The 22,958-nt window shown below is 68.0% G+C and carries 23 protein-coding genes; 7 read left to right on the forward strand and 16 right to left on the reverse strand.

Going from position 1 to position 22,958, the window contains the following annotated elements:
- On the forward strand, window positions 1-807 hold the full coding sequence (locus ACH49X_RS05495; protein ID WP_357107765.1) for a nucleotidyltransferase domain-containing protein: 807 nt from the start codon (window positions 1-3) through the stop codon (window positions 805-807).
- A gap of 3 nt (window positions 808-810) precedes the next feature.
- Here the strand turns inward: ACH49X_RS05495 and ACH49X_RS05500 are convergent, their stop codons facing one another.
- The 9 genes from ACH49X_RS05500 to ACH49X_RS05540 form a co-directional block, all read right to left on the reverse strand.
- On the reverse strand, window positions 811-1,323 hold the full coding sequence (locus tag ACH49X_RS05500) for a helix-turn-helix domain-containing protein (RefSeq protein WP_357206923.1): 513 nt from the start codon (window positions 1,321-1,323) through the stop codon (window positions 811-813).
- A 159-nt stretch (window positions 1,324-1,482) separates the two neighbouring features.
- Window positions 1,483-1,686: a cold-shock protein gene (locus ACH49X_RS05505; RefSeq protein WP_054814460.1), complete on the reverse strand. Its 204-nt coding sequence runs from the start codon at window positions 1,684-1,686 to the stop codon at window positions 1,483-1,485.
- A gap of 467 nt (window positions 1,687-2,153) precedes the next feature.
- The gene (gene iolD / locus ACH49X_RS05510; protein ID WP_195078649.1) at window positions 2,154-3,995 is read right to left on the reverse strand and encodes a 3D-(3,5/4)-trihydroxycyclohexane-1,2-dione acylhydrolase (decyclizing); all 1,842 of its coding nucleotides are present in this window, start codon (window positions 3,993-3,995) and stop codon (window positions 2,154-2,156) included.
- Window positions 3,992-4,882, reverse strand: coding sequence for a 5-deoxy-glucuronate isomerase (gene iolB, locus ACH49X_RS05515; protein WP_357206925.1), 891 nt, complete (start codon window positions 4,880-4,882; stop codon window positions 3,992-3,994). The genes iolD and iolB overlap by 4 nt, the downstream gene beginning before the upstream one ends.
- Before the next feature lie 46 nt (window positions 4,883-4,928).
- Window positions 4,929-5,876: a 5-dehydro-2-deoxygluconokinase gene (iolC, locus tag ACH49X_RS05520; protein WP_195078647.1), complete on the reverse strand. Its 948-nt coding sequence runs from the start codon at window positions 5,874-5,876 to the stop codon at window positions 4,929-4,931.
- A complete protein-coding gene (locus ACH49X_RS05525) occupies window positions 5,873-6,655 on the reverse strand; it encodes an ATP-binding cassette domain-containing protein (protein WP_195078646.1) in 783 nt (260 codons plus the stop codon). The genes iolC and ACH49X_RS05525 overlap by 4 nt, the downstream gene beginning before the upstream one ends.
- Window positions 6,652-7,695, reverse strand: coding sequence for an ABC transporter permease (locus tag ACH49X_RS05530; protein ID WP_357107774.1), 1,044 nt, complete (start codon window positions 7,693-7,695; stop codon window positions 6,652-6,654). The genes ACH49X_RS05525 and ACH49X_RS05530 overlap by 4 nt, the downstream gene beginning before the upstream one ends.
- Before the next feature lie 10 nt (window positions 7,696-7,705).
- Complete coding sequence (locus ACH49X_RS05535; protein ID WP_357206927.1) at window positions 7,706-8,707, reverse strand: sugar ABC transporter substrate-binding protein; 1,002 nt, start codon at window positions 8,705-8,707, stop codon at window positions 7,706-7,708.
- A 17-nt stretch (window positions 8,708-8,724) separates the two neighbouring features.
- On the reverse strand, window positions 8,725-9,621 hold the full coding sequence (locus tag ACH49X_RS05540; protein ID WP_357206929.1) for a TIM barrel protein: 897 nt from the start codon (window positions 9,619-9,621) through the stop codon (window positions 8,725-8,727).
- 246 nt (window positions 9,622-9,867) lie between these two features.
- Here ACH49X_RS05540 and ACH49X_RS05545 point away from each other — a divergent pair, with 246 nt between their 5' ends.
- The 3 genes from ACH49X_RS05545 (at window position 9,868) to ACH49X_RS05555 (ending at window position 13,109) form a co-directional block, all read left to right on the forward strand.
- Entirely contained in the window at window positions 9,868-10,869 is a 1,002-nt protein-coding gene (locus ACH49X_RS05545; RefSeq protein WP_195078642.1) for a LacI family DNA-binding transcriptional regulator, read from the forward strand.
- Between the two features lie 47 nt (window positions 10,870-10,916).
- Window positions 10,917-11,936, forward strand: a complete 1,020-nt coding sequence (locus tag ACH49X_RS05550) for a Gfo/Idh/MocA family oxidoreductase (RefSeq protein ID WP_357206931.1) — start codon at window positions 10,917-10,919, stop codon at window positions 11,934-11,936.
- A 69-nt stretch (window positions 11,937-12,005) separates the two neighbouring features.
- The gene (locus tag ACH49X_RS05555; protein WP_195078640.1) at window positions 12,006-13,109 is read left to right on the forward strand and encodes a hypothetical protein; all 1,104 of its coding nucleotides are present in this window, start codon (window positions 12,006-12,008) and stop codon (window positions 13,107-13,109) included.
- A 228-nt stretch (window positions 13,110-13,337) separates the two neighbouring features.
- Here ACH49X_RS05555 and ACH49X_RS05560 read toward each other — a convergent pair whose 3' ends face one another.
- The gene (locus tag ACH49X_RS05560) at window positions 13,338-13,577 is read right to left on the reverse strand and encodes a DUF6400 family protein (protein WP_357206933.1); all 240 of its coding nucleotides are present in this window, start codon (window positions 13,575-13,577) and stop codon (window positions 13,338-13,340) included.
- 549 nt (window positions 13,578-14,126) lie between these two features.
- Between ACH49X_RS05560 and ACH49X_RS05565 the strand changes: the two genes are divergently transcribed.
- Window positions 14,127-14,636 carry a hypothetical protein gene (locus ACH49X_RS05565; RefSeq protein WP_195078638.1) on the forward strand — a complete coding sequence of 170 codons (510 nt, stop codon included), beginning with the start codon at window positions 14,127-14,129 and terminating at the stop codon, window positions 14,634-14,636.
- 68 nt (window positions 14,637-14,704) lie between these two features.
- Here ACH49X_RS05565 and ACH49X_RS05570 read toward each other — a convergent pair whose 3' ends face one another.
- Window positions 14,705-14,851, reverse strand: coding sequence for a DUF6463 family protein (locus tag ACH49X_RS05570; protein WP_357206935.1), 147 nt, complete (start codon window positions 14,849-14,851; stop codon window positions 14,705-14,707).
- A 230-nt stretch (window positions 14,852-15,081) separates the two neighbouring features.
- On the opposite strand from ACH49X_RS05570, the gene ACH49X_RS05575 reads away from it, so the two are divergent.
- On the forward strand, window positions 15,082-15,693 hold the full coding sequence (locus ACH49X_RS05575) for a TetR/AcrR family transcriptional regulator (RefSeq protein ID WP_357206937.1): 612 nt from the start codon (window positions 15,082-15,084) through the stop codon (window positions 15,691-15,693).
- 22 nt (window positions 15,694-15,715) lie between these two features.
- Here ACH49X_RS05575 and ACH49X_RS05580 read toward each other — a convergent pair whose 3' ends face one another.
- Together ACH49X_RS05580 and ACH49X_RS05585 are read right to left on the reverse strand one after the other, a co-directional pair.
- Window positions 15,716-17,119: a VWA domain-containing protein gene (locus tag ACH49X_RS05580; RefSeq protein WP_357107815.1), complete on the reverse strand. Its 1,404-nt coding sequence runs from the start codon at window positions 17,117-17,119 to the stop codon at window positions 15,716-15,718.
- Window positions 17,120-17,445: 326 nt separating this feature from the next.
- Window positions 17,446-18,330, reverse strand: a complete 885-nt coding sequence (locus tag ACH49X_RS05585) for a MoxR family ATPase (protein ID WP_195078635.1) — start codon at window positions 18,328-18,330, stop codon at window positions 17,446-17,448.
- A 416-nt stretch (window positions 18,331-18,746) separates the two neighbouring features.
- On the opposite strand from ACH49X_RS05585, the gene ACH49X_RS05590 reads away from it, so the two are divergent.
- Window positions 18,747-19,046, forward strand: a complete 300-nt coding sequence (locus ACH49X_RS05590; RefSeq protein WP_357107821.1) for a hypothetical protein — start codon at window positions 18,747-18,749, stop codon at window positions 19,044-19,046.
- A 70-nt stretch (window positions 19,047-19,116) separates the two neighbouring features.
- Here ACH49X_RS05590 and ilvC read toward each other — a convergent pair whose 3' ends face one another.
- The 3 genes from ilvC to ACH49X_RS05605 all read right to left on the reverse strand — a co-directional run bounded on the left by ilvC (window position 19,117) and on the right by ACH49X_RS05605 (window position 22,780).
- On the reverse strand, window positions 19,117-20,118 hold the full coding sequence (ilvC, locus tag ACH49X_RS05595; protein ID WP_174372187.1) for a ketol-acid reductoisomerase: 1,002 nt from the start codon (window positions 20,116-20,118) through the stop codon (window positions 19,117-19,119).
- 227 nt (window positions 20,119-20,345) lie between these two features.
- Window positions 20,346-20,849: an acetolactate synthase small subunit gene (ilvN, locus tag ACH49X_RS05600; protein ID WP_040780853.1), complete on the reverse strand. Its 504-nt coding sequence runs from the start codon at window positions 20,847-20,849 to the stop codon at window positions 20,346-20,348.
- Entirely contained in the window at window positions 20,846-22,780 is a 1,935-nt protein-coding gene (locus ACH49X_RS05605; protein ID WP_067797575.1) for an acetolactate synthase large subunit, read from the reverse strand. The genes ilvN and ACH49X_RS05605 overlap by 4 nt, the downstream gene beginning before the upstream one ends.
- Window positions 22,781-22,958 lie beyond the last annotated feature (178 nt).

The raw sequence follows: 22,958 nt of genomic DNA on the forward strand, positions 1-22,958 counted from the left end.
ATGTCTCTACGCGCGATTCCGGATTCGATGGACCCGGCGGTGGTCGGGTCCATCGATCGTGAGCTGGCCCGAGTCGAGCTGGAGCACCGGGTGTCGATCCGGTTGGCGATCGAAAGCGGTAGCCGCGCCTGGGGATTCCCGTCGCCCGATTCGGACTACGACTGCCGGTTCGTCTATGTCGCCGCCCTGGATACCTACCTGTCCCCTTGGCGCACCCGCGACGTGGTGGAGACGCCCCTCGCGGGCCTGCTGGACGTGAACGGCTGGGATCTGGCGAAGGCATTGCGGTTGCTGGTGGGCGGCAACGCGGTGCTCATCGAGTGGCTGATGTCGCCGATCGTGTATCGCGGCGACCCGCGATTCCGCGACCGACTGCGCGCGCTGGCCGACGAGGTCGCCGACCGCAATCGGGTCGGCCGGCACTATCTGCATCTGGGCGCCAAGCAGTGGGCGCTGTTCGAGCGCACGGGATCGCTGAAGAAGGTGTTCTACGCGCTGCGCCCCGCGATGGCGCTGCGCTGGCTGCGCGAACATCCCTCGGCGGCGGTGGCGCCGATGCATCTGCCCACGCTGTTACGGCAGTGCGATCTGCCCGCCGATCTGTCGGCGGCGGTGGCCGAGCTGACCGACCTGAAATCGCGGACCCGCGAAATGGGCAGCGGAGCGGTCCCCGCACCGATAACGGCGTTCATTGTCGCCGAATTCGCCTGTGCGGCAGACTTCTTCGTCAAGTCCAATGGGCGCGACCTCACCCGAGCCCGTGCGATCACCGCCGAGTTCTTCCGAGCCGAGGCCCTGGCCGGCTGACGACTACGAGACGGCCGCCCGACCGTCCTCGGCGACCGCGTCGGCGTAAGCCTGGACGAGTCGCTGCGTGGCGGTCGGACGATCCAGGTCCGGGCGCGGTATGCCGAGGTGACTCTCGCGCAATTCGTCCATGAACTCCGCCCACAGTGGCGGCCCGCCCGCCTCGAGCAATTCCGCCCGCACCCGGAGACGTTTGGTGGTAGGGCGGTGCCGCAGACCCCACGCGCCGAGTTGCGCCATGATCGGCACCAGTTGGATGGCCGGTTCGGTGAGCCGGTATTCGGCCTTCTGGCCGGGCCTGGTGTCCGCGCGGCTGAGCAGCCCGGCCGCCACCAGGCGCTTGAGCCGGTCGGACAGGATGTTGGAGGCGATGCCCTCTTCCGATCCGGCGAGCAGTTCGCGGAAGTGCCGCCGATCGCCGAACATCACGTCACGCAGCACGAGCAGCGTCCACCGATCGCCGATCACCTCGATCGTCGCGTTGATCGGGCATCCCGAACGTCCCTCCTCCCGCATCCTGGCACTCCCGTCGGTCGGCAACTACTGCTTGCAGAATACAACCAGCCAGCCGTGCGCTGCCCCCGCCTTCGCCCGCCACCAGGCGTGCGGCGCTCCACGCAAACGGAAAGGCCCCGCACCATCCCGGTGCGGGGCCTTTCGAAAGTCAAGTCGCGATCAGAGAACGCGGACGTCCTGGGCCTGCGGACCCTTCTGTCCCTGGCCGATCTCGAACTCCACGCGCTGCCCCTCATCGAGGGACCGGAAACCCGCGCCGCTCACAGCCGAGTAGTGCACGAAGACGTCGGGCCCCCCACCGTCTTGTGCGATGAAGCCGAAGCCCTTCTCGCTGTTGAACCACTTCACAATGCCTTGAGCCATTTCATACTTTCTGTAGACGAGCCAGGTAGGTGTTATCGATATGCCCTGGTCTCGTAGATCAACGATGCCATGATCCGACGAATTACTCACGTTTCCCGCCCCCAACTGTGAGCTAACGCTCACCAGGGTGCTCTTCGCGAGTACCCTCGCAACGCTCGCTCAGGGGCGGGCTGGTTGTCACCTCCCACGCTCGGTCGGGTCCCGATCGCACGACATTGCCGGGCCCACCCGTCGGGTACCCGCACTTTTCGCCGGATAACGCTCGCCGCCCTCCCCGGCGAGCATGTCCCCACCGACCTGAGCCACCGCCCCGGGCGGTAGGGAGCTATATTCGCGACGCGGCTCGACACTGATACTGTCTTGCTACCAATTAGATTGCGCCGCAACGCATTTCAGCGTACCACGGTCAGACCCCGACTTCAGCTTAGGTCCGTGGGGCGGCCGGCGCACCGTTCGTTAAGTTCTGTTCACGAGCGCGAATAGCGCAGCTGGCGCGGTTTCGCCTCGTCGTAGGCGGCGCGGCCCGGCAGCTGCTCCGGCACGCCTACCTCCCACCACGCGCCGGCATCGGTCCACGCCGACGGCAGCGTCCGCACGACCAGCACGGCGGGACGCCGCTCGGCGATCGCCGTCGCCCGCGCCCGCAGGTAGGCGTCCCGGAATTCGTCGAGGTCGGTGGCGGTGAAAGCGGCGCACCCCAGAGCGGCGGCATGGGCGGCGAAATCGACTCGGGGCGATCCCGCGCCCACGGTGCGGCAATCGGCATAGAAGTTGTTGAACGGTTCGCCGCCCTGCCCTTCTTGCAGCCTCGCGATCACGGCATAGCCGTCGTTGTCGCAGACCACCGCCACGAATGGGTGCCCGGCGAACGCCGCGGAGAACAGTTCCGAATTCAGCATCAGATACGAGCCGTCCCCGAGCAGGGTCGTCACCACGCCGTCGGTGCGCGCCATGGCCGCGCCCCACGCGCCCGCGAGCTCGTAGCCCATGCAGGAGAAGCCGTATTCCACGTCCATGGTCGGCGCGCCGCCTGCCGCCCGCCAGCCGCCGACGAGTTCGCCGGGCAGGCCGCCGGAGGCCGTCATCACATAGTCGCCCGGTTCGCTCGAGTCGTTGACGACGCCCACCACCTGGGCGTAGCTCGGCGCGCCCTGGGTCGGTGCGCGCAACCGGTCGATGTGCGCGTCCCAGGCGCCGCGCAGTTCGGCGGCTCGTGCGGTCCACTCGGCGTCGACTCGCCACTCCCCCGTCTGCCCGGCCAGCTCGCCCACGGTGGCCTCGGCGTCGCCGACCACCGCGAGGGCGCCGTGCTTGACGGCGTCGAAGCGTGCCACGTTGATCGCGACCAGGCGAACGTCCGGCGCGAAGATCGTCCAGGACGCGGTGGTGAAATCCTGCAATCGGGTGCCGACCGCGAGGACCAGGTCGGCTTCGGCCGCCAGCGCGTTCGCCGACGCCGAGCCGGTGATGCCGAGCGGTCCCGCGTACAGCGGATGCGCGTGCGGCACGAGAGTGCGGCCCGCGGTGGTCTCGACGATCGGCATGCCGACGCGCTCCGCGAAGTCCAGCACGGTAGGTCCAGCGCCCGAATACCGGACACCACCGCCGAGGATCAGCAGCGGGCGGCGCGCGGCGCGCAGTGCGGCGACTGCCTCGGCAAGTGCCCGGTGGTCGGGACGTGGCCGCGTGAGACGGTGCACCACCGGCTCGAAGAGCGCGTCGGGGAAGTCGTAGGTCTCGGCTTGGACGTCCTGCGGCAGCGCCAGGACGACCGGACCGGCATCGGCCGGATCCGTGAGCACCCTGGCCGCTTGCGGCAACGTGGCGATCAGCTGTTCCGGGCGGGTGATGCGGTCGAAGTAGCGGCTCACCGCGCGGAACGCGTCGTTGACCGTGACCGTCGGATCGCCGAAGTGCTCGACCTGCTGCAGCACCGGGTCGGGCGCGCGTCCGGTGAAGGTGTCACCCGGAAGCAGTAGCAGCGGGAGGCGATTGGCGTGCGCGACGCCCGCCGCCGTCACCATGTTGAGTGCGCCTGGACCGATCGACGAGGTCGCGATGCCGACCTGACGCCGGTGGGTGGCCTTGGCGTAGCCGACGGCGGCCAGCGTCATCCCCTCTTCGGTGTGCCCGCGCCAGACGGGGAGTTCGGCGCGACGCTCGTGCAACGCGGTACCGAGGCCGAGCACGTTGCCGTGGCCGAAGATCGCGAAGACGGCGGGGAACAACGGCACCTCGCTGCCGTCGAGCGTCTCGGAGCGCTGGGCGATCGACCAGGCCACCAGCGCCTGCGCCGTGGTCAGCTTCATCCGATCCGTCCTTCGTGGGAGGTAACCGGACAGCGCGGGTCGAGCGGCTCGTCGTCCCAGCGCGCCCGCACCCAACCGTGCGCTGGGTCGTCGCAGAACGCCATCGACCGCTCGGGCGCCGGACCGGCCAGCACGTTGAGGTAGTACATGGGGTAGCCGGGCGCCGCGACGCACGGGCCGTGATAACCGCGCGGGATCAGGAAGACGTCGCCGTCGCGGACGACGACGTTCTCGTTCACCATGCCGTCGTCGGTGTATGTGCGGTGCATGCCGAACCCCTCGCGGGACGGAGTGACCCCGTCGCGTCCGGCGATGCGGAAGTAGTAGATCTCCTCGTTGACGACCTCGCAATCGCTCGCCTCGTCGTGCTTGTGCGGCGGATAGGACGACCAGTTGCCGTGCGGGGTGAGCAACTCGCAGGCGTTGAGCTTGTCCGCGTGCTCCCAGACGCCGGGCACGCCGAAGTTGGTGACCTGGCGGGTCGCGCTTCCCGCGCCGCGGACTTCGACCGGCACCTCCTCGGCGGGGCCGTACCTCGGCTCGAGCCGCTTCCGGCAGCGGGCCATCGGCAGCGCCACCTCTAGGTCACCGCCCTCGGCCACCAGTTCCACCTCGGCGTCGCGTGGAACGTAGGCGAAATCCGTCACGCGGGTGAAGACCGAGGCCCGGCCGGTCAGCGCGAAGGTCGCGCCGTCCACGCGCACCGCGCACGCTCCGGACAGCGGCAGGACGAACGCCTCGAACTCACCCGTCCGGAGGGTTCGTGACTCGCCCGCGCGAATCCGCAGTACCCGTAGCCCGGCGTAGGTCCATCCGGCGTCGTCGGGAGTCAGCAGGATCGGGTCACCGTCATCGCGCAGGGTGCCTTCCGGACGATGCAGTGTCATCGCGCCTCCTGCGTCCTCGGCCCGGGACCGGTGACATCGCGCCAGCTCAACCGCACAGCAGTTCCTCGATCTCCGCGCCGGTCGGCATCGCGTCCGCACAGGCCAGACGGGCGGCGACCAGCGCGCCCGCCGCGTTCGCGTAAGCCGCGATGCGCCGTGGTTCCCAGTCCGAGAGCAGGCCGTGGATCAGCGCGCCGCCGAAACCGTCACCAGCGCCGAGCCCGCACACCACATCCACGCGGCACGGCGGCATCGTCCAACGTTCCTCGGCAGTGGCCACCAGTACGCCCTCGCCGCCTTGCTTGATCACCGCCAAGCGCACGCCACGCGCGAGCAGTCGATCGGCCGCCGTGTCCGGGTCGGCGGTGCCCACCGCCACCTCGACCTCCGCGCGGTTGCCGACCACCACGTTCACGTGGTCGACCATCCACCCGATCTCGGCCCGCGCGGTTTCGACATCCGGCCAGAACATCGGCCGGTAGTCCAGATCGAGCACCGTATGCCCGCGTCGCGCCCGCCGCAGCAAGATCTCCCGCTGTGTGCCGCGTGCTGGTTGCGCGCTCACTCCGGTACCGGTGACCCACAACAGCGGCACGGCATCCACCACGTCCCAGGGCACTTCGTCCGGAGTGATGGTCAGATCCGGCGCAATCGGCGAACGGTAGAACAGCAGCGGTGGATCGGACGGCGGCGTGAGTTCACAGAACACGACGGGTGTCTGCAGATCCGGCGCGGTCGTCACGTAACGGGACGAGACGCCGAAGTCCTCGAGCGCCGTGCGCACGAACTCGCCGAAGCCGTCGGGACCCACCTTGGTCAGCACCGCCGCACGCCGGCCGAGCCGGGCAGCCGCGACGGCGACGTTGGTCGCGGTGCCGCCCAGGAACTTCGCGAAACTGCGCACCTGCGCCAATGCCACCCCGCTTTGTTCGGGATAGAGGTCCACCCCGACGCGGCCGATGGTCAACGCCTCCAGCTCGGTCTGTGCGTTCACGGCGTCACCACACGCTGCAGTTCGTGCTGCAACGCCTCCAGCTCCGCCCCGCCCGCCATCTGGCGGGTCAACTCGGGCAGGTCGATCTCGGATTTCTCGTATGAGCCGAGCGTCGCGCCGCGCTGCAAAAGCAGGAAGCGGTCGCCGACCGGATAGGCGTGGTGCGGGTTGTGGGTGATGAGCACGACGCCGAGCCCGCGTTCGCGCGCCCGCACGACGTACTGCAACACCACCCCGGCCTGTTTCACGCCCAGCGCCGCGGTCGGCTCATCGAGGATCAGCACCTTCGCGCCGTAGTGCACCGCCCGCGCGATGGCGATGCACTGACGCTGCCCACCGGACAAGGTGCCGACCGGCTGTTCCATGTCGCGGATCTCGATGCCCATGTCCGTCAACGCGGTTCGGGCGATCGCGCCGCCCTTCTTGCGGTCCAGCAGCCGGAACGGGCCGAATCCGAACGTCGGCTCGGAGCCGAGCACGAAGTTGCGCCACACACTCATCAGCGGCACCACCGCGAGATCCTGGTACACCGTCGCGATGCCGCGATCCAACGCCGCCCGCGGCGAGGCGAACCGCACCGCTTCGCCCTCGACGCGCAGTTCGCCCCGGTCGTGCTGATGCACCCCGGCGAGGATCTTGATCAGCGTGGATTTGCCCGCGCCGTTGTCGCCGAGCACACAGGTCACCTCGCCCGCGTTCACCACCGTCGACACCTCGCGTAGGGCGACGACGCCGCCGTAGCTCTTGCCGAGGCCGACGGCCTCGATGAGGGCAGTCATCGGCGCACCCTTTCGGCTCGTTTCTGGAATCGGTTGTTGACCAGCACCGCCGCCAGCAGCAGCACGCCGAGGAACAGCATGAACCAGTCGCTGTCCCAGCGGGCGAAGACGATGCCTTGGCGCGCCATGCCGAAGATCAGCGCGCCGATGGCGGCCCCGACCGCCGAGCCGAAGCCACCGGTGAGCAGGCACCCGCCCACCACGGCGGCGATGATGTAGTGCAGTTCCAGCCCGACGCCCTGGTTGGCCTGCACGCCGGCGAAACGCAGGATGTTGCAGGAGCCGACCACCCACGCGGCGAACGCGGTGCCCATGAACAGCAGGATCTTGGTGCGATCCACGGGCACCCCCACCGCGCGGGCGCTGGGCAGCGCGCCGCCGACGGCGAAGATCCAGTTGCCGAACCTGGTGCGGACCAGAACGATCGCCGCGATCGCGGTGAGCACGACCCACCAGACCACCGACGCCTGCAGGTGCGCGTCCCCGATGTCGAGCGTCGAGGCGAATACCCAGCCCGCCGACTGGTAGCCGTCCGCGCCCCGCACGCCCGACACCTGCACCGTGTCGGTGACCAGTCGCGTCACACCGAGGTTCAGGCCCTGGAGGGCGAGGAAGCTGCCCAGTGTGACGATGAAGCTGGGCAGCCCGGTCCGCATCACCACCCAGCCGTTGAACGCGCCGACGACCAGCGCGAACACCAGCGAAGCGAGCAGCGCGAACCACACGTTCCAGCCGGCGTGCACCGCCAGCAGCGCGGTGACCAGCGCCGTGGACGCGGTCATCACGCCCGCCGACAGGTCGAACTCGCCGCCGATCATCAGCAGCGCCACGGCCACCGCCATGATGCCCAGCGTGGAGGCGTCGTCCAACCAGGTCGCGACACCGAGCGGGCTCAGGAAACGGTCGGTGACCACGGAAAAGAACACGAACACCAGCAGCGCGCCCAGCGCCGCGCCGATCTCCGGACGCATCGCCAAGCGTTGCAGCGGTGCGCGGCCCGCATCTCGCACCGGGTCGGTCGTCGTCGTGGCAGCGATCATGTCATCCCCCTCAGCGCGTGCCCTGCGCGACGAGCGCGGCGACGGCATCCACATTGCTCTTGTCGACGAAGCCGGGACCGGTCTGCACCGGCGCGCCGCCTCCGACGGTGTTCAGGTTCGTCCGATAGAGCTTCAGCAGCACGATCGGCAGATAGCCTTGCTGGTACTGCTGCTGATCGACCGCGAACAGCAGCTTTCCCTCCCGGATGGCCTCCACCACATCGGAATTCAGGTCGAAGGTGGCGACAGTCGCGGCCGACCCGGCCTCCCGCACCGCGTCCACCGCTCGCGCGGCGACCTGCGAGTTCAACGTCAGTACCGCGTCGATGGATCGATCGGCCTCCAGCGCGCCTTTGATCCTCGATTGCGCGTCGGTGGGATTGTTGATGTCCACCTGCAACGTGGTCGCGTTGCCGAACGCCTTGGTCGCGCCCGCGCAGCGTTGATTCGCGCCGATATTGCCCGCCTCGTGGATGACGCACAGCATCTTGGTGCGTCGCGCCTCGGCGAGGCGCCTGCCCGCGGCCTCTCCTGCCAGCGATTCGCTCTGTCCCACATGGGCGAACGCGCCGAACTTCGCGCTCTCGGACTCGCCGGAATTGATGGTCACCACCGGAATGCCCGCTGCGACGGCCTTTTCCACCGACGGCCGCAGCGCCTCCGGGTTGGCCATCGAGACGACGAGCCCGTCGACGCCCTGCGCCACCGCGTTGTCGATCAGCTTCGCCTGCTGCGCGGGATCGCCGGAGGCGTTGTACTGCACCCGGATGCCGAGATCCTTGCCCGCGTTGTGCGCGCCGTTCTCGACGACGTTCCAGAACGCGTCGCCGGGGCTGCCGTGGGTGACCACCGCGACGGATTCCACCGTCCCGGCCGCGATCGGCGTCTGTGCGGGCGCGGGCGCGTCGGCGCCGGGACCGCTGCACGCGGCCAGGAAGACGGCCGTGGAGATCCACGGCAGCAATCGGCTCGAACGCCGCCGTCTCGCGGTCACGTCGCGCGGTGTTGTCATCGTTGTCGCCGCTTCCACTAGATTCCCGCCGTGGCCGGCGCGATGGCCGCGAGGTGGCCCAGGCTGCGCTGGGCATCGTCGCTCGCCTGCCGCGCCGACTCGCCCGGCCGCAGCGCGGCGTCCTGCTCCAGCACGTACCAACCCCCATAACCTGCGGTCTGCGCGGTGTGCACAAGTGCCGCGATATCGACATCGCCGGCGCCAAGCGGCACATACAGTCCGCGGCGCACGGCCGCGCTGTAGTCCAGTTCTCCGGCGCGCACCTGATCGGCCAGCGCGCCGCGCACGTCTTTGAGATGGATGTGCCCGATCCGCTCGGCGTACCGTCGCGCGAGCCGGACCGGCTCGGCGCCGCCGATGAGCAGGTGCCCGGTGTCGAGGCAGAGGTCGAGATCGGAATCGGCGAGGAACCGCTCGACCTCGGCCTCGCTCTCCACATGGGTGCCGACATGCGGGTGCAGCACCGTGCGCACGCCGTATGCGGCGGCCGCGCGGCGGACCGCCGCGGCCGTGTCGACCAAGGCGCGCCATTCGGAGCCGTCGAGTCGCGGGCGCGCGTCGTACCCGCTCAACCCCGTCGCGGCGGCGAGCACGAGAACTTCCGCGCCCGCGGCGGCCAACTGGGCGGCGACGTTCTCGGCGCGTGCGACGGCGCCGTGCCGATCGCGGTGCAGCACCACGGCGAGGAACCCGCCGACCGCCCTGAGCCCGAAGGTTTCCAGCAACCGGCGCGACGCCCCCGGATCGCGCGGCAGATAGCCGGGAGGACCGAGTTCCGTTGCGGTCAGGCCGAGTGCGGCCATCTCCGCCAAGACGGTGGGCGCGTCGAGCACACGGCCCCAGCCGGGAACCTCACAGACTCCCCAGGAGATCGGCGCGGCCGCGACGCGCAGCGGGTGCAGGGGTTCGGTCATCGGTGCTTCTCCGACCTTCGACTGTCGAGGTGTCCGTTCTGTTGGAGCGCTCCAACTATGTAACGCAGGTCATAGGGTGTCAAGCGTCGTCAGCGCAGCGTCTGAAACCCGCTCACCAGGCAATATGGGGCTTCCGCGCCGCGAAACGCCAACCCTGAACCCCGATTGGAGCGCTCTATTGATCAGCACGTGGGCAGCTTGTATCGTGCGAGCCGAAAATGCCTGCGAAGACGGAACGGAGGCGACATGGCACGACCGACCATGGAAGACGTCGCCGCCCGCGCCGGCGTCTCCCGCGCCCTCGTCTCCTTGGTCATGCGCGACTCTCCGAAGGTCAGCGAGCACCGCCGCCGAGCCGTGCTCGACGCGGCCGAAGACCTCGGCTACCGACCGCACATCATGGCGCGCTCGCTGGCCAGCCGGACCTCCAACATCGTCGGCGTCATGGTCTCCGACCTGCGCAACGCCTTCTTCGCCGACATCGTCGAAAGCATGGACGCCGCCGCCAAGGCCTGCGGCCTCGAACTGATCCTCAACACCGGCAGGCGCACCGTCGCCCGCGAACGCACGGCGCTGGAAAGCCTGCTGTCCTTCCGGCCGGGAGGCATCATCCTGCTGTCACCGATCCTGCCCGCCGCCGCCATTCGCGCAGCGGCGCAGCAGGCTCCGCTGGTGCTGGTCTCGCGCACCTCCACCGTCGCCGAGATCGACACGGTCAACGACGACGGCGAGGTCGGCACCGGATTGGCCGTCGATCATCTGGTCTCCCTCGGGCATCGACGCATCGTGCACCTGGACGGCGGCGCAGCCTTCACCTCCGCGCCCCGCCGCAAGGGCTACCGCGCCGCCATGCGGCGCCACGGCCTCGAACCGATGGTCGTGGCGAGCGAGCACACCGACTCCGCGGGCACGGCCGCGGTGCGCAAACTGCTGAACCTGTTCTCCCGCGACAACTTCCCCACCGCGCTGGTCTGCGGCAACGACTTCAACGCCGTGGGGGCGATGTCCGCGCTGGAGGAAGCGGGGCTGCGGGTGCCAGAGGACGTCTCGGTGGTCGGCTACGACAACACCTCGCTGGCCGCGCTGCGCCACGTCGCGCTGACCACCATCGACCAGCCCCGCACCCAGATGGGCCGCCTCGCGATCGAGGCGCTCGCCGAACGCCTTCGCGACGGCCGCACCACCCCGGCCCGCCGCCGGGTGGAACCTTCGCTCGTCGTCCGCTCCACCACGACCGCTCCCCGCTGAACCACGGGCCCCGCGCCCCGCCACCGTTCCATATATAAGGAGAGCCGATGTCATCCCACCGAGCCGTCACGCTGGGCCTCGCCGGAACCGGCCGCATCGGAACCTCCCACGCCGAGACTTTGAAGAAACTCCCGAACGTCGCCACCGTGCTGGTCGCCGATGCCGACGTTGACCGCGCCCGCACCACCGCCGCCGTCCTCGGCGTCGAATTCGCCCCCGACCTCGACACCCTCTTCGCCGCCGACCTCGACGGCCTGATCATCACCACCACCACCGACTCCCATCCCGGACTCATCCTCCGCGCTGTCGACGCGGGCATTCCCGTCTTCTGCGAAAAGCCCGTGGCCGCCGACATCACCGGCACGCTGGCCGTCGTCGACCACCTCCGCAACTCCCCGGTCCCCGTCCAGATCGGCTTCCAACGCCGCTTCGACGCCGGCTACCGAGCGGCGCGCGAAGCGATCCGCTCCGGACGGCTCGGCTGGCTGCACACGTTGCGCGCGACGACCCTCGATCCGGCTCCACCACCCGCCGAATACATCGCCCGCTCCGGCGGGTTGTTCCGCGACTGCGGGGTGCATGATTTCGACATCATTCGTTGGGTGACGGGGCGTGAGATCGTCGAGGTATATGCGCTCGGGGCGAACCGGGGCGAGGCGTTCTTCGCCGAAGCCGACGATGTCGATACGGGCGCAGTACTGCTGCGCCTGGATGACGGGGCGCTGGCGACTGTGTCACTGACCCGGTACAACGGGGCGGGGTACGACGTACGACTGGAAGCGTTGGGCTCCAAGGGAAACGCCATCGTCGGTTTGGACGACCGCGCGCCGCTGACTTCCGTCGAACCCGACCGAAGTCCCTGCCCCTATCCTCCCTATTCCGGGTTCATGGAACGCTTCCGTCCGGCGTATGCGGAGGAACTGGCGGCGTTCATCGAGGTCGCTACGGGGCGGCTCGAGAATCCCTGCACTCCGGCCGAAGCCCTGGAAGCGTTCTACGTCGCCGAGGCGTGTGAGTTGTCACGGCGTGAGGGGCGGGCGGTCGAGATCGCCAAAGTCCGGTGCTGAGCAGTCTGGGATTCGTATTCTGTGCCATGCAGGTCAGCGCTGGGAATGGAACGAGGGGCAGGTGTCGCTGTGGGGGTTCAGATCGGGTTGTGGCGGGTCGACGGATCGCCTCGCCGCATCGTTCCAGCGAAGATGCCGCTCGAGCAGCGGCTGGAGGAAATCATCGAGAACGACCCAGCCATGTTGGGAACGGATGTGATGATCATCGGCCGACAGGTGGTTACTGCCTACGGCAGCCGGATCGACCTGCTCGGCGTGGACGTCGATGGCGGACTGTATGTCCTCGAGCTCAAGAAGGACCGCACACCACGAGACGTCATCGCCCAAGTGCTCGACTACGGGTCCTGGGTCCAGACGCTCACCGACGACGACATCCGGCGCATATACCGTGAATATCGCGGAACTACGGATGAACCGTCCTTAGATGAGGCCTTCGCCTCTCACTTCGGTACGGACAGCGCGCCGGAGTCGCTGAACACGGCACATTCGATGGCCGTCGTCGCCGCCGAAATGGACGACACAACAGAACGTTTGGTGACCTATCTGGCCACCGGTTTCAACGTGCCGATCAATGTGATGTTCTTCGACTATTACGAGGACGACGGCCGCTCCTATCTCGCACGTACGTGGATGCTGGACCGCAGCACAGTGGCAGGCGCGGGTCAAACCGCGAGTTCGACTCGGCGCCAAGCGCCATGGAACGGCCAGGACTGGTACGTCAATTTCGGAGAGGAACCCGTCAGCCGGAATTGGGACGACGCGCAACGGTACGGCTTCGTGTCGGCGGGCGGAGGCAAGTGGTACTCGAGAAGCCTTCGACAAGTTCCGGTAGGCGGACGCATTTTCACCTACATCCCCAAGGTTGGTTACGTCGGCCTCGGCGAGGTGGTCGGCGAGGCGCAGCCCGCGGACAGCGCGACACTAGCCGTGGACGGCGTCGACACTCCCTTCCGCCAGCTGAAACTGGCAGCGGATTATCGGCACACAATTGCCCAGCCCAGGCCCGACGAGGACTACCGCGAATGGATCTTGCCAGTCCGATGGCAACGAACCGTCTGCCGAGAACGTGCCTTCCGCAAACCTGGTCTCTTCGCCAACCAAAACTCGGCTTGCAACCTCCGTAATCAGTTCACCATCGACGAGGTGACCAAGTTCTTCGATCAAAACGAGTGATCGAGTGCACAACGCGCTCAGCCCAACAGCCGAACCATCTCGTCGATCACCGGCGAGTCGGCCAACAGCCGGTCTCGATCGATCACCCGCAAACTCATACCTGGTTTCCCACGCGGATCTGGTTGTCGACTTACACAAGTAGGCCAGTGGTTCCTGTGCTACGACGTCAACAGTTGAGGATTGGAACCTATGAGCGCGATGGAACGTAGGCGAGCGGGGGTGGTCAGGTCACGCCTCGCCGGAGGCGATACGGCCCGTCGATCGATCCGGCAGGATTCCGGCTCGGACGAGGTCGTCGTAGATACGCTGCTGTTCGTCGTCGAGATCCGAGTACAGCATGTCGTAGGCCAGATCTTCCTCGGCGAGCACCGCGATCGGATCCCAGTCGTCACCGAGCGCCGCGACGACGGCGCTGCGGCGTCGCACCTCGTCCAAGGTGAGGTCGTAGGCGAAATTGTGGTCGGCCATTCGGGTATCTCCAGCCAGTTTCATTCAAGGAATTGACGACCATCACCCAGCCGCGCCTCGCGGGCAATGACCTGCATCACGTTCGAGGGTTGCACTTCGTCACATTTGCTGTGCTCTGCCTGGGCCCCGGCGCAAGGGAGGGCGAATGCCGGGCTTGATCACCGCGACTTTCCGCCGATCGGAATGTCGCTCGTATCGACGGCAATCGACGGTGCGTTTCCATGCGAATCGTCGCACAGGGTATTCGCGACACCCGCAGGCAGCCGCGCCATGACCTCGGTCACCGCGCGTGATAGCGGCACTCGTGCGTCGTCCCACACCCCGCGTTGATGAGTCTCCCGTATTCGGCGCGTATTTCGCCATGGGAACGATCCCTAGGGCCCGAGCGGGGAAAAACATTCCGGCAATTGGCATTTCACGAACCACGGATCGATCGTGCGCGCGCCGGCGCGCTGCTAGCATCGGGCGGTTCGCGACAGTGGTTTCGGATGAAGCGGAGGGGAATTCATGAGCGGCGCGTCGGGCTGCGATCGTCGGCAGAAGCGGGTCATGGCGTCGCGCCGTGTCTCGTACACGGTGCCCGCCCTGGTGGCCATGGCGCTCGTGTCCAGTGGATGCGGGGCTGGTGGCACCGCCGCTCCCCGGCCGATCGTCACCACGGTCTTCACCACCACCTCGAAGCCCCCGACCCGCACGACACCGCCGATGACCACTACCGCCCCACCGACGACGACCACCCCCCGGATCACCTCGACCGCGCCGACCACCGACACCGCACAGCCGATTTACGTCGGGATCTGTGTCGACCAGACGACGAGCACCCGGGCGACCGACGACCTGTGCGATACCACCGACAGCCGTTACGCCACCTTCTGGTATCGCCACGCCGACGCACTGGTGTATCCGGCGGTCGGCGCCGCGGTGGCCCTGGCCGCAGGAACTTTCCTGCGCCCGAGCGGGACCGCGGTGCACGACCGAGGAGTTCCGGCCACCGGCGGCACGATCCAGCGCGGCGTGCTCGGCCAAGGCCGCCCCGACATCGGCGGCGTCGGCTCGTAGCTCGACCCGAAGGCCGGCCCTCAGGTCAGTCTCGCGACGGCGGGACGCAGGGTCGACGTGGCCGAACCTTATGCCGGAACCGCGGCGATGCGGCGATGCCGTATCCATCCGCGGACGCCGATGGCCAGCGGTACCAGGACGGTGAGAAACCCGGACACCGGCTCGAAAACGAGGCCGAACGCGGTCAACACGCCGATTGCCGAGAGGATCGGCACTGGTACGTAGCGCGGGTTCGCTCCGTCTCGATCACGGCGATACCGAAGCCGACGGCGGCGACTCCGAACGCGGTGAACCAGAAAGCGAGCTCGGTCTGCTCACGACCGGTCGCCCAGATGACTCCACCGAGCGCGGTATGTGCCGATCCGATGAAAGCGAGCAGACCGCCCGTCAGCGGGACCCTTGTTTTTGAATCCATATTCTTAAACATTGCCCTAGGCTGTCACCCGTGGCAAGACCCCGGCGATTCACCGATGACCAGATCCTCGACGCCGCGCGCGACTTGCTCGCCGATCCGGCTACGACCAGACCGACCATCGCCGCGATCAGTGCCGCCTCCGGCGTCCCCACCGGCTCGATATACGTGCGCTTCGCTTCCCGCGAAGAGTTGCTCGCTCGACTGTGGCTGCGCTCGATCCGGCGCTTCCAGACCGGAGTCATCGCCGCGCTGTCGGGAACCGACCCGCTGCTCGCCGCCGCGATGCACCTGCCTCGGTACTGCCGCGAGCATCCCACCGAAGCTCGTGCGATGAAGATGTTCCGGCGCGATGAGCTGCTGGACGTGGGCCCTGCCGAGTTGCGCGCGGACATCGCCGCGGTCAACGACCGAATGAACGACGCGCTGCGCGCCGCCGTGGCGGCGGAGTTCGGCGCCGACGACGAGCACCGCATGGCGATCGCGATCGCTGCGGTCAAGGCGATTCCCTACGGGCTGGTTCGCGAGTACATCGCAGGCGCGGTGCCCATTCCGGACTGGGTCGACGACGTCGTCGCCACCGCGACGGCCGCCGTAGTCCACGAGTTGGGCCCGACAGCCACCGAGTCGGTCACATCCGGATAAGGCGCTGTCTCCGCGAGCCGGTTCACGCAGGCAGCAGCCGCGCGACGACTTCGGTCAACTGTTCGACGTTCCGGCACTCGTGCATCGTCACGCACTCCGCGTACACATAGGCTGCGGAATCCCCCGTCGACCACGACCGAGACGGCTCGGGGTTCAGCCAATAGGTGTGCTTCGCCCGGTCGGCGATCGTCTGCACGGCAGCGATGTTCGGGTCCGTGCGGTTGGTGCGACCGTCACCGAGGATGAGGACGGACGTACGCGGCCCGAGTGCGTCGGCGTAGTTGTCGAGGAAGCCTTGGAAGGCTTCGCCGTAGTTGGAGCTGCCGAAGCGAGCGACCTTGGTGGAACGGATGATTCGAGCGGCGGTGCCTGGGGTCGGTGGTTCGCCGGGGGTGAAGAAGTGAGTGATCTCGTCGCAAGTGTCGACGAAGCCGAAGCTGCGGACCTTGCTGAACTGGTCTTGCAGGGCCTGGATCAGGTGGAGGGTGAATTCGGCGAAGCCGGTGACCGAGCCGGAGATGTCGGCGAGGACCACCAGGTCGGGGCGACCGTGTTTGCGGGCGCGCAGCACCGGGTCGATGGGGACGCCTCCGGTGGACATGGAGCGGCGGAGGGTGCGACGTAGATCGATCTGGCCGCGCACCGCTTTGCGGCGGCGGACGGCGAGCCGGGTGGCGAGTTTGCGGGCCAGCGGGTGGACCAGGCGGCGCATTTCGGCGAGGTCCTGTTCGCGGGCGCCGAGGAAATCGATTCGGTCGGTGCTGGATTCGACGCCGCGGCGGGCGATGTATTCGGTGCCGCGCAGTTGTGCGGAGCGCAGCCGGGCCTCGGTCTGGACCGCGGTACGGAAGCCGGCGAGGCGGCGGTTCGCTTCGATCGTGTGGACGGTGGCGTCGAGCTGGGACGAGCCGTTCATGCCCGCGACGATGCGATCGATGAGTTCTTCGGGGCGAAGGGCTTTCATGGTCAGGTAGGAGGACCAGCCTGCGCCCGACGCGGTGGTGACCGGCGCGGAAGACTGCGCGGCGCCGCCGTAGCCGCCGAGTTCGGTCAGCGCCTGGCGGGCCAGTTCGGCGATCGAGCCCGAATCATCCTGTGCCAGTGCGGCAACGAGACGATCGCGCAGTGCTTCGACGGTTTCGGGTGTCGACGGCTCCACGGGCTGCGGCTGCTGAGCGGTCAGGAAGTAGAGGTCGAAGAGTTGATCGAACACGGCGCGCTGACCATTTCGGCGTAGCAGGCAGGCCGCCATGCCGGAGCGCAGGCGAGCGCGATCCTCGATTCCCAGGGCGACCATCGCCTCGGCCGCGTCGATGGTCTCACTCGGCCCCGCGTCGATACCGTGATCGCGTAGCAGCCCGACGAACTCGACGAGCCGATCGGTCATCGAGTCGGGGCCTCGGCGGCCCGCTTCAGCGATGCTCATGCTGACCCCGGTGCCTCGCAACCCCGCAGGAATCGATGGTCGCATGCGAGGCGAGATTGCGCAGCGGCCGGGCGGGCGGTCGCGGACTAGAGCCCGCGATCGACCCGAGCCGTCGACCCCCCGGTCCGCTGCGATGCCGAGGACCGGTCGGATACCGGAATCGCACGGCGACAGGGGACTTTGTGCTGAGGACGGTCCCGGGCGCGCGAGATGCGATATCGACCGGGGCGGAGAACGTGACCCGGTCGTGCGCCGACAGCGCGACGACGACCTCCGCGCCGTCGATGGCGACCGATGCGGCGATCCGACCGAACCCGACCTTCATCTCACCGCCCACCTTGCTCGGCATCCAGATCGAGCCCGAGCCGCTCGATCGCCAGACGATGGTCGGATTGATACTTCAACAGAACGCCGAGCGTCGAGCGGACCACGCCGCCGGATATGTTGCGCGCACCGAGGGCGACCAGAGTCTTGGCCCAGTCGACGGTTTCGGCGATCGACGGAGCCTTTCGCAGCGAGAGCTGCCGCAGCGCCCCGACCACGCGCACCACCGGCTCACCCAGCGCCTCGTCCAGCTCCGGGACCTTCATCCGGACGATCGCCCGCTCCAATTCCGCCGTCGGGTAATCGATGTGCAGATACAGGCAGCGGCGCTTCAGCGCTTCGGACAGCTCCCGGTTGGCGTTGGAGGTCACGATGGCGAACGGCTTGCGGACGGCGGTGACGGTGCCGAGTTCCGGGATGCTCACCTGGAAGTCGCCGAGTACCTCGAGCAGCAGTCCCTCCAGCTCCACGTCGGCCTTGTCGAGTTCGTCGATGAGCAGCACGGTGGAACGCGGATTGCGGATGGCGGCCAACAAGGGGCGCGCGAGAAGGAACTCTTCGGTGAAGACGTGGTCGCGGGTGCTGTCCCAGCCTGCGTCGTCCGAGGCGGTGATGCGCAGCAGTTGTTTGGCGTGGTTCCACTCGTAGAGGGCGCGCGCCTCATCGATGCCCTCGTAGCACTGCAGCCGCACCAGGTCGGAGGCGGTCGCCGCGGCGACGGCCTTCGCCAACTCGGTCTTGCCGACGCCCGCCGGGCCCTCGATCAGCAGTGGCTTGCCGAGATGACCCGCGAGGAACACGGCGGTGGCGATATCCAGGGACGGCAGATACCCGGCCTCGGCGAGGCGCCCGGTCACCTCATCCACCGAGGCGAAGAACTTACTCATCGGTAACTAGTCTAGACGGGGCATTTCAGCCGCGCTCCACACCGGTCTCCGAAGAGATCCCGAGGCACGCCCACCAACCCCGGCGCGTTCCGCGAGTGGCACACCATCGAGAGGCTTACTCGCGTTTTGCCGCAGCCCTGTGCCACTCACGGATGCCGGTGTTGTCGAGGTGGGGGCGGATTCCATAGGGGATGCCCCTAATGCCGCGGTTTTATTTACCCCGAAGGGGAGGCGACACCCGTGACCTTTCCAAGCGGGTGCGCGAGGGTGTAGGAATGCAGTCGCTGCCCGGCGGTAAGCGCGGCCGCGAAGCAGTGACCGTAGATCCAAGATCTGTGCACGGAGGTGGGCCGTGGGCAGACCCCGCGTCGGGGATGGCGGGCGAAGACGCTCGCCGCAGAGTGAAAGGATTTACGTTGTTCTCCACAACCAGCGCACGCCGCACCTTGGCCCGCGTGGCCGTAGCCGGGGCAATCGCCGCGATCCCGTTGACCGCGCTGGCGATGCCCGCGTCCGCCACGCCCAGTACACCCGGCGTAACTCCGGCTCGATACGACCCGTATTACGACAACCGGTGCGACTTCGGCCCATTCCCGAACTGGAGTTGCAACAACAACCCGTTGTTCGGCGGAGGCCATTACGGCAACCCACCCTATGGCCGCGGTCCCGGCGGATGGGGCCAGGGCTGGGGCACCGGCTCGTTCGGCAGTAGTTAGGAAGTCCGCGAAGACGCCGGTGGCCCGCTCCGAACTCCGAAGCGGGCCCCCGCGCGAATCAGCCCGAGTATCAGGCGGTTTCGGTGATCGGGCGATCGACCCAGCTCATCAGGCCGCGCAGCTTGGCGCCGGTGACCTCGATCGGGTGCTCGGCGTTCTTCTTGCGCAGCGCCTCGAGCTCCTTGTTGCCGCCCTCGACGTTGGCGACCAGGCGCTTGACGAAGCTGCCGTCCTGGATGTCCTTGAGGATGTCCTGCATCCGCTTCTTGGTGTCGGCGTCGATGACCCGCGGGCCCGACAGGTAGCCGCCGAACTCGGCGGTGTCGGAGACCGAGTAGTTCATCCGCGCGATGCCGCCCTCGTACATCAGGTCGACGATCAGCTTCAGCTCGTGCAGCACCTCGAAGTAGGCCATCTCCGGCGCGTAACCGGCCTCGACCATGACCTCGAAACCGGTCTTGACCAGTTCCTCGGTGCCGCCGCACAGCACGGCCTGCTCACCGAACAGGTCGGTCTCGGTCTCCTCCTTGAAGGTGGTCTTGATGACGCCCGCGCGGGTGCCGCCGATGCCCTTGGCGTAGGACAGCGCCAGCGCCTGGCCCTCGCCCTTCGGGTCCTGGTCGATGGCGATCAGCGCGGGAACGCCCTTGCCGTCGACGAACTGACGGCGCACCAGGTGGCCGGGGCCCTTCGGCGCGACCATGCCGATGGTGACGTTGGCGGGCGGCTTGATCAGGCCGAAGTGGATGTTGAGGCCGTGGCCGAAGAACAGCGCGTCGCCGTCCTTCAGGTTCGGCTCGATGTCGTTGGTGAAGATCGACGCCTGCGCGGTGTCGGGCGCGAGCACCATGATGACGTCCGCCCACTCCGAGACCTCGGCCGGCGTGCCGACGGTCAGGCCGGCCTCCTCGGCCTTCGGACGCGACTTCGAACCCTCGGCCAGACCGACGCGGACCTCGACGCCCGAGTCGCGCAGGCTCAGCGAGTGCGCGTGACCCTGGCTGCCGTAGCCGATGACAGCGACCTTGCGGCCCTGGATGATCGACAGGTCGGCATCGTCGTCGTAGAACATCTCGACTGCCACTGTGGTTCCTTCCGGGATCATCCCCGCGCGAGGCGGGGCACACCGTGCTCGCGCAGGTGTTGATTTTCGTTGTTCTGGATCGGATCACCCCCGCGGGCGCGGGAGGGGATCATTCCCGCGTGAGCGGGGAGGCGGCACGCCAACCGTCGATCGCAGAAAGACTAGCGTGTGGCCGCCGCCGGGCGGTCGGCCCCATCGGTGTGCCGCTGATCAGCTCAGCGGGTGGCGGTGATGGACTTCGGTCCACGCCCCACCGCGACGACACCGGACTGCACGATCTCCCGGATGCCGTACGGTTCGAGCATCCGCAGCAGCGCGTCGAGTTTGGACCGGGTTCCGGTCGCCTCGACGGTGAGCGCGTCCGGCGACACGTCGATGACCTTGGCGCGGAACAACCCGACCGCCTCGATCACCTGAGTCCGCACGCTGGCGTCGGCGCGCACCTTCACCAGGATCAATTCGCGGGCCACCGAGCTGTCGGCGTCCTGCTCCACGATCTTGATGACGTTCACCAGCTTGTTGAGCTGCTTGGTGACCTGCTCCAGCGGCAGGTCCTCGACGGTGACGACGATGGTCATGCGCGAGATCTCCGGCAGCTCGGTGCCACCGACCGCCAGCGACTCGATGTTGAAGCCGCGGCGGGAGAACAGCGCCGCGACCCGTGCCAGCACGCCCGGCTTGTCCTCGACGAGAACGCTGAGGGTATGCGTGGTACTCATCCGTTGTTCACCTTGTTCTGATCTTGCGACATCGCCGTGTGGATGACGGCGGGCTCGGCGGCCTGCTCGTCGTCGTCGAACAGCGGGCGGATGCCGCGAGCGGCCATGATCTCGTCGTTGCTGGTGCCCGCGGCGACCATCGGCCACACCTGGGCGTCCTTGCCGACGATGAAGTCGATCACCACGGGACGGTCGTTGATGGACTGCGCCTCGCGGATCGCGGCCTCCACGTCCTCCTCGCGCTCCACCCGGATGCCGTGGCAGCCGAGGGCTTCGGCGAGCTTCACGAAGTCGGGGATGCGCAGGGTGTGCGTGCCGAGGTCGGTGTTGGAGTAGCGCTCCTGGTAGAAGAGCGTCTGCCACTGCCGAACCATGCCGAGGTTGCCGTTGTTGATCAGCGCGACCTTGATCGGGACGCCCTCGACGGCGCAGGTGGCCAGTTCCTGGTTGGTCATCTGGAAGCAGCCGTCACCGTCGACCGCCCACACCTCTTTGTCCGGCGCGCCCATCTTGGCGCCCATGGCCGCAGGGACGGCGTAGCCCATGGTGCCGAGACCACCGGAGTTCAGCCAGGTGCGCGGCTTCTCGTACTTGATGAACTGGGCGGCCCACATCTGGTGCTGGCCGACGCCCGCGCAGTAGATCGCGTCGGGTCCGGCCAAGCGGCCGAGGGCCTCGATGACGAACTCCGGCGACAGCGAGCCGTCCGCGGGCGGGGTCCAGCCCAGCGGGTAGGCGTCGCGCACGCCGTCGAGGTAGGTCCACCAGTCGGTCAGGTGCAGCGGCAGCGCGTCGCTTGCCGAAGGGTCGGCCTTCAGGGTCTCGATGAGCTCGACGATCACCTCGCGGCAGTCGCCGACGATCGGGACGTCGGCGTGGCGGTTCTTGCCGATCTCGGCCGGGTCGATGTCGGCGTGGATGACCTTGGCGCCGGGCGCGAAGGAGTCCAGCTGCCCGGTGACGCGGTCGTCGAACCGCGCACCCAGGGTGATCAGCAGGTCGGACCGCTGCAAGGCGGCGACCGCGCCCACGGTGCCGTGCATGCCGGGCATGCCCATGTTCAGGCGGTGGCTGTCGGGGAACGCGCCGCGCGCCATCAGCGTGGTGACCACGGGGATGCCGGTCAGCTCGGCCAGTTGCAGCAGCTCGGCCGACGCGTCGGCCTTGATCACGCCGCCGCCGACGTAGAGCACGGGAGCCTTGGCTTCCATGATCATCCGCGCCGCCTCGCGCACCTGCTTGCCGTGCGGCTTGGTGACCGGGCGGTAGCCGGGCAGCCGCATCTCCGGTGGCCAGGTGAAGGTGGTCTGCGCCTGCAGCACGTCCTTCGGGATGTCGACGAGCACCGCGCCGGGACGGCCGGACGCGGCGAGGTAGAACGCCTCGGCGATGATGCGCGGGATGTCGACGCCGTCGGTGATCAGGAAGTTGTGCTTGGTGATCGGCATGGTGATGCCGGAGATGTCGGCTTCCTGGAACGCGTCGGTGCCGATCAGGCCGCGGCCGACCTGGCCGGTGATGGCCACGATCGGGACCGAGTCCATCTGCGCGTCGGCGATCGGGGTGACCAGGTTGGTCGCGCCGGGGCCGGATGTGGCCATACACACACCGACCTTGCCGGTGGCCTGGGCGTAACCGGTGGCGGCGTGACCCGCACCCTGCTCGTGGCGGACGAGCACGTGGCGCACTTTGGTCGAATCGAAAAGCGGGTCGTAGACGGGGAGAATCGCGCCACCCGGAATGCCGAATACGGTGTCGACGCCGAGCTCCTCGAGCGAACGGACGACCGACTGCGCGCCGGTGACCCGCTCGGGCGGGAGCTGGCGGCGGTTGGCCGCGGACGTCGCGTTGGCAGCGGGCGTGGCCTGCTGATTCGCCGAAGGCGCTGGCCTACGGGCCGAAGGCCCTGGCCGTGCGGTAGGTGCGCTCACCGTCTTCGTTCCTTACTGGTTGTGGTTCCGACCCCGGATGTTGTGCCAGCGGTGTCTTGCGCTTCGCCATGCCGGACATTAGTCCGAACATAAAAAAGCCCCCGACAGCACAGGGCTGATCGAGGGTGGCGCGTCGCAACGCGAGCTGACGTATTCGACTCAGTGTGTCAGGCTCAAC

The organism is Nocardia sp. NPDC019323 (assembly GCF_044389845.1).
GTDB lineage: Bacteria > Actinomycetota > Actinomycetes > Mycobacteriales > Mycobacteriaceae > Nocardia > Nocardia implantans.

Bases quoted from the DNA above. Each gene is read 5' to 3' on its own strand.
- ilvN (WP_040780853.1), bottom strand. From the start codon at position 20,849: ATGAGTACCACGCATACCCTCAGCGTTCTCGTCGAGGACAAGCCGGGC.
- ilvC (WP_174372187.1), bottom strand. From the start codon at position 20,118: ATGTTCTACGACGACGATGCCGACCTGTCGATCATCCAGGGCCGCAAG.
- ACH49X_RS05560 (WP_357206933.1), bottom strand. From the start codon at position 13,577: ATGGCCGACCACAATTTCGCCTACGACCTCACCTTGGACGAGGTGCGA.
- ACH49X_RS05545 (WP_195078642.1), top strand. From the start codon at position 9,868: ATGGCACGACCGACCATGGAAGACGTCGCCGCCCGCGCCGGCGTCTCC.
- ACH49X_RS05535 (WP_357206927.1), bottom strand. From the start codon at position 8,707: ATGACAACACCGCGCGACGTGACCGCGAGACGGCGGCGTTCGAGCCGA.
- ACH49X_RS05585 (WP_195078635.1), bottom strand. From the start codon at position 18,330: ATGAGTAAGTTCTTCGCCTCGGTGGATGAGGTGACCGGGCGCCTCGCC.
- ACH49X_RS05565 (WP_195078638.1), top strand. From the start codon at position 14,127: ATGGCGTCGCGCCGTGTCTCGTACACGGTGCCCGCCCTGGTGGCCATG.
- ACH49X_RS05505 (WP_054814460.1), bottom strand. From the start codon at position 1,686: ATGGCTCAAGGCATTGTGAAGTGGTTCAACAGCGAGAAGGGCTTCGGC.
- iolD (WP_195078649.1), bottom strand. From the start codon at position 3,995: ATGAAGCTGACCACGGCGCAGGCGCTGGTGGCCTGGTCGATCGCCCAG.
- ACH49X_RS05525 (WP_195078646.1), bottom strand. From the start codon at position 6,655: ATGACTGCCCTCATCGAGGCCGTCGGCCTCGGCAAGAGCTACGGCGGC.
- ACH49X_RS05550 (WP_357206931.1), top strand. From the start codon at position 10,917: ATGTCATCCCACCGAGCCGTCACGCTGGGCCTCGCCGGAACCGGCCGC.
- ACH49X_RS05495 (WP_357107765.1), top strand. From the start codon at position 1: ATGTCTCTACGCGCGATTCCGGATTCGATGGACCCGGCGGTGGTCGGG.
- ACH49X_RS05580 (WP_357107815.1), bottom strand. From the start codon at position 17,119: ATGAGCATCGCTGAAGCGGGCCGCCGAGGCCCCGACTCGATGACCGAT.
- ACH49X_RS05500 (WP_357206923.1), bottom strand. From the start codon at position 1,323: ATGCGGGAGGAGGGACGTTCGGGATGCCCGATCAACGCGACGATCGAG.
- iolB (WP_357206925.1), bottom strand. From the start codon at position 4,882: ATGACACTGCATCGTCCGGAAGGCACCCTGCGCGATGACGGTGACCCG.
- ACH49X_RS05540 (WP_357206929.1), bottom strand. From the start codon at position 9,621: ATGACCGAACCCCTGCACCCGCTGCGCGTCGCGGCCGCGCCGATCTCC.
- ACH49X_RS05530 (WP_357107774.1), bottom strand. From the start codon at position 7,695: ATGATCGCTGCCACGACGACGACCGACCCGGTGCGAGATGCGGGCCGC.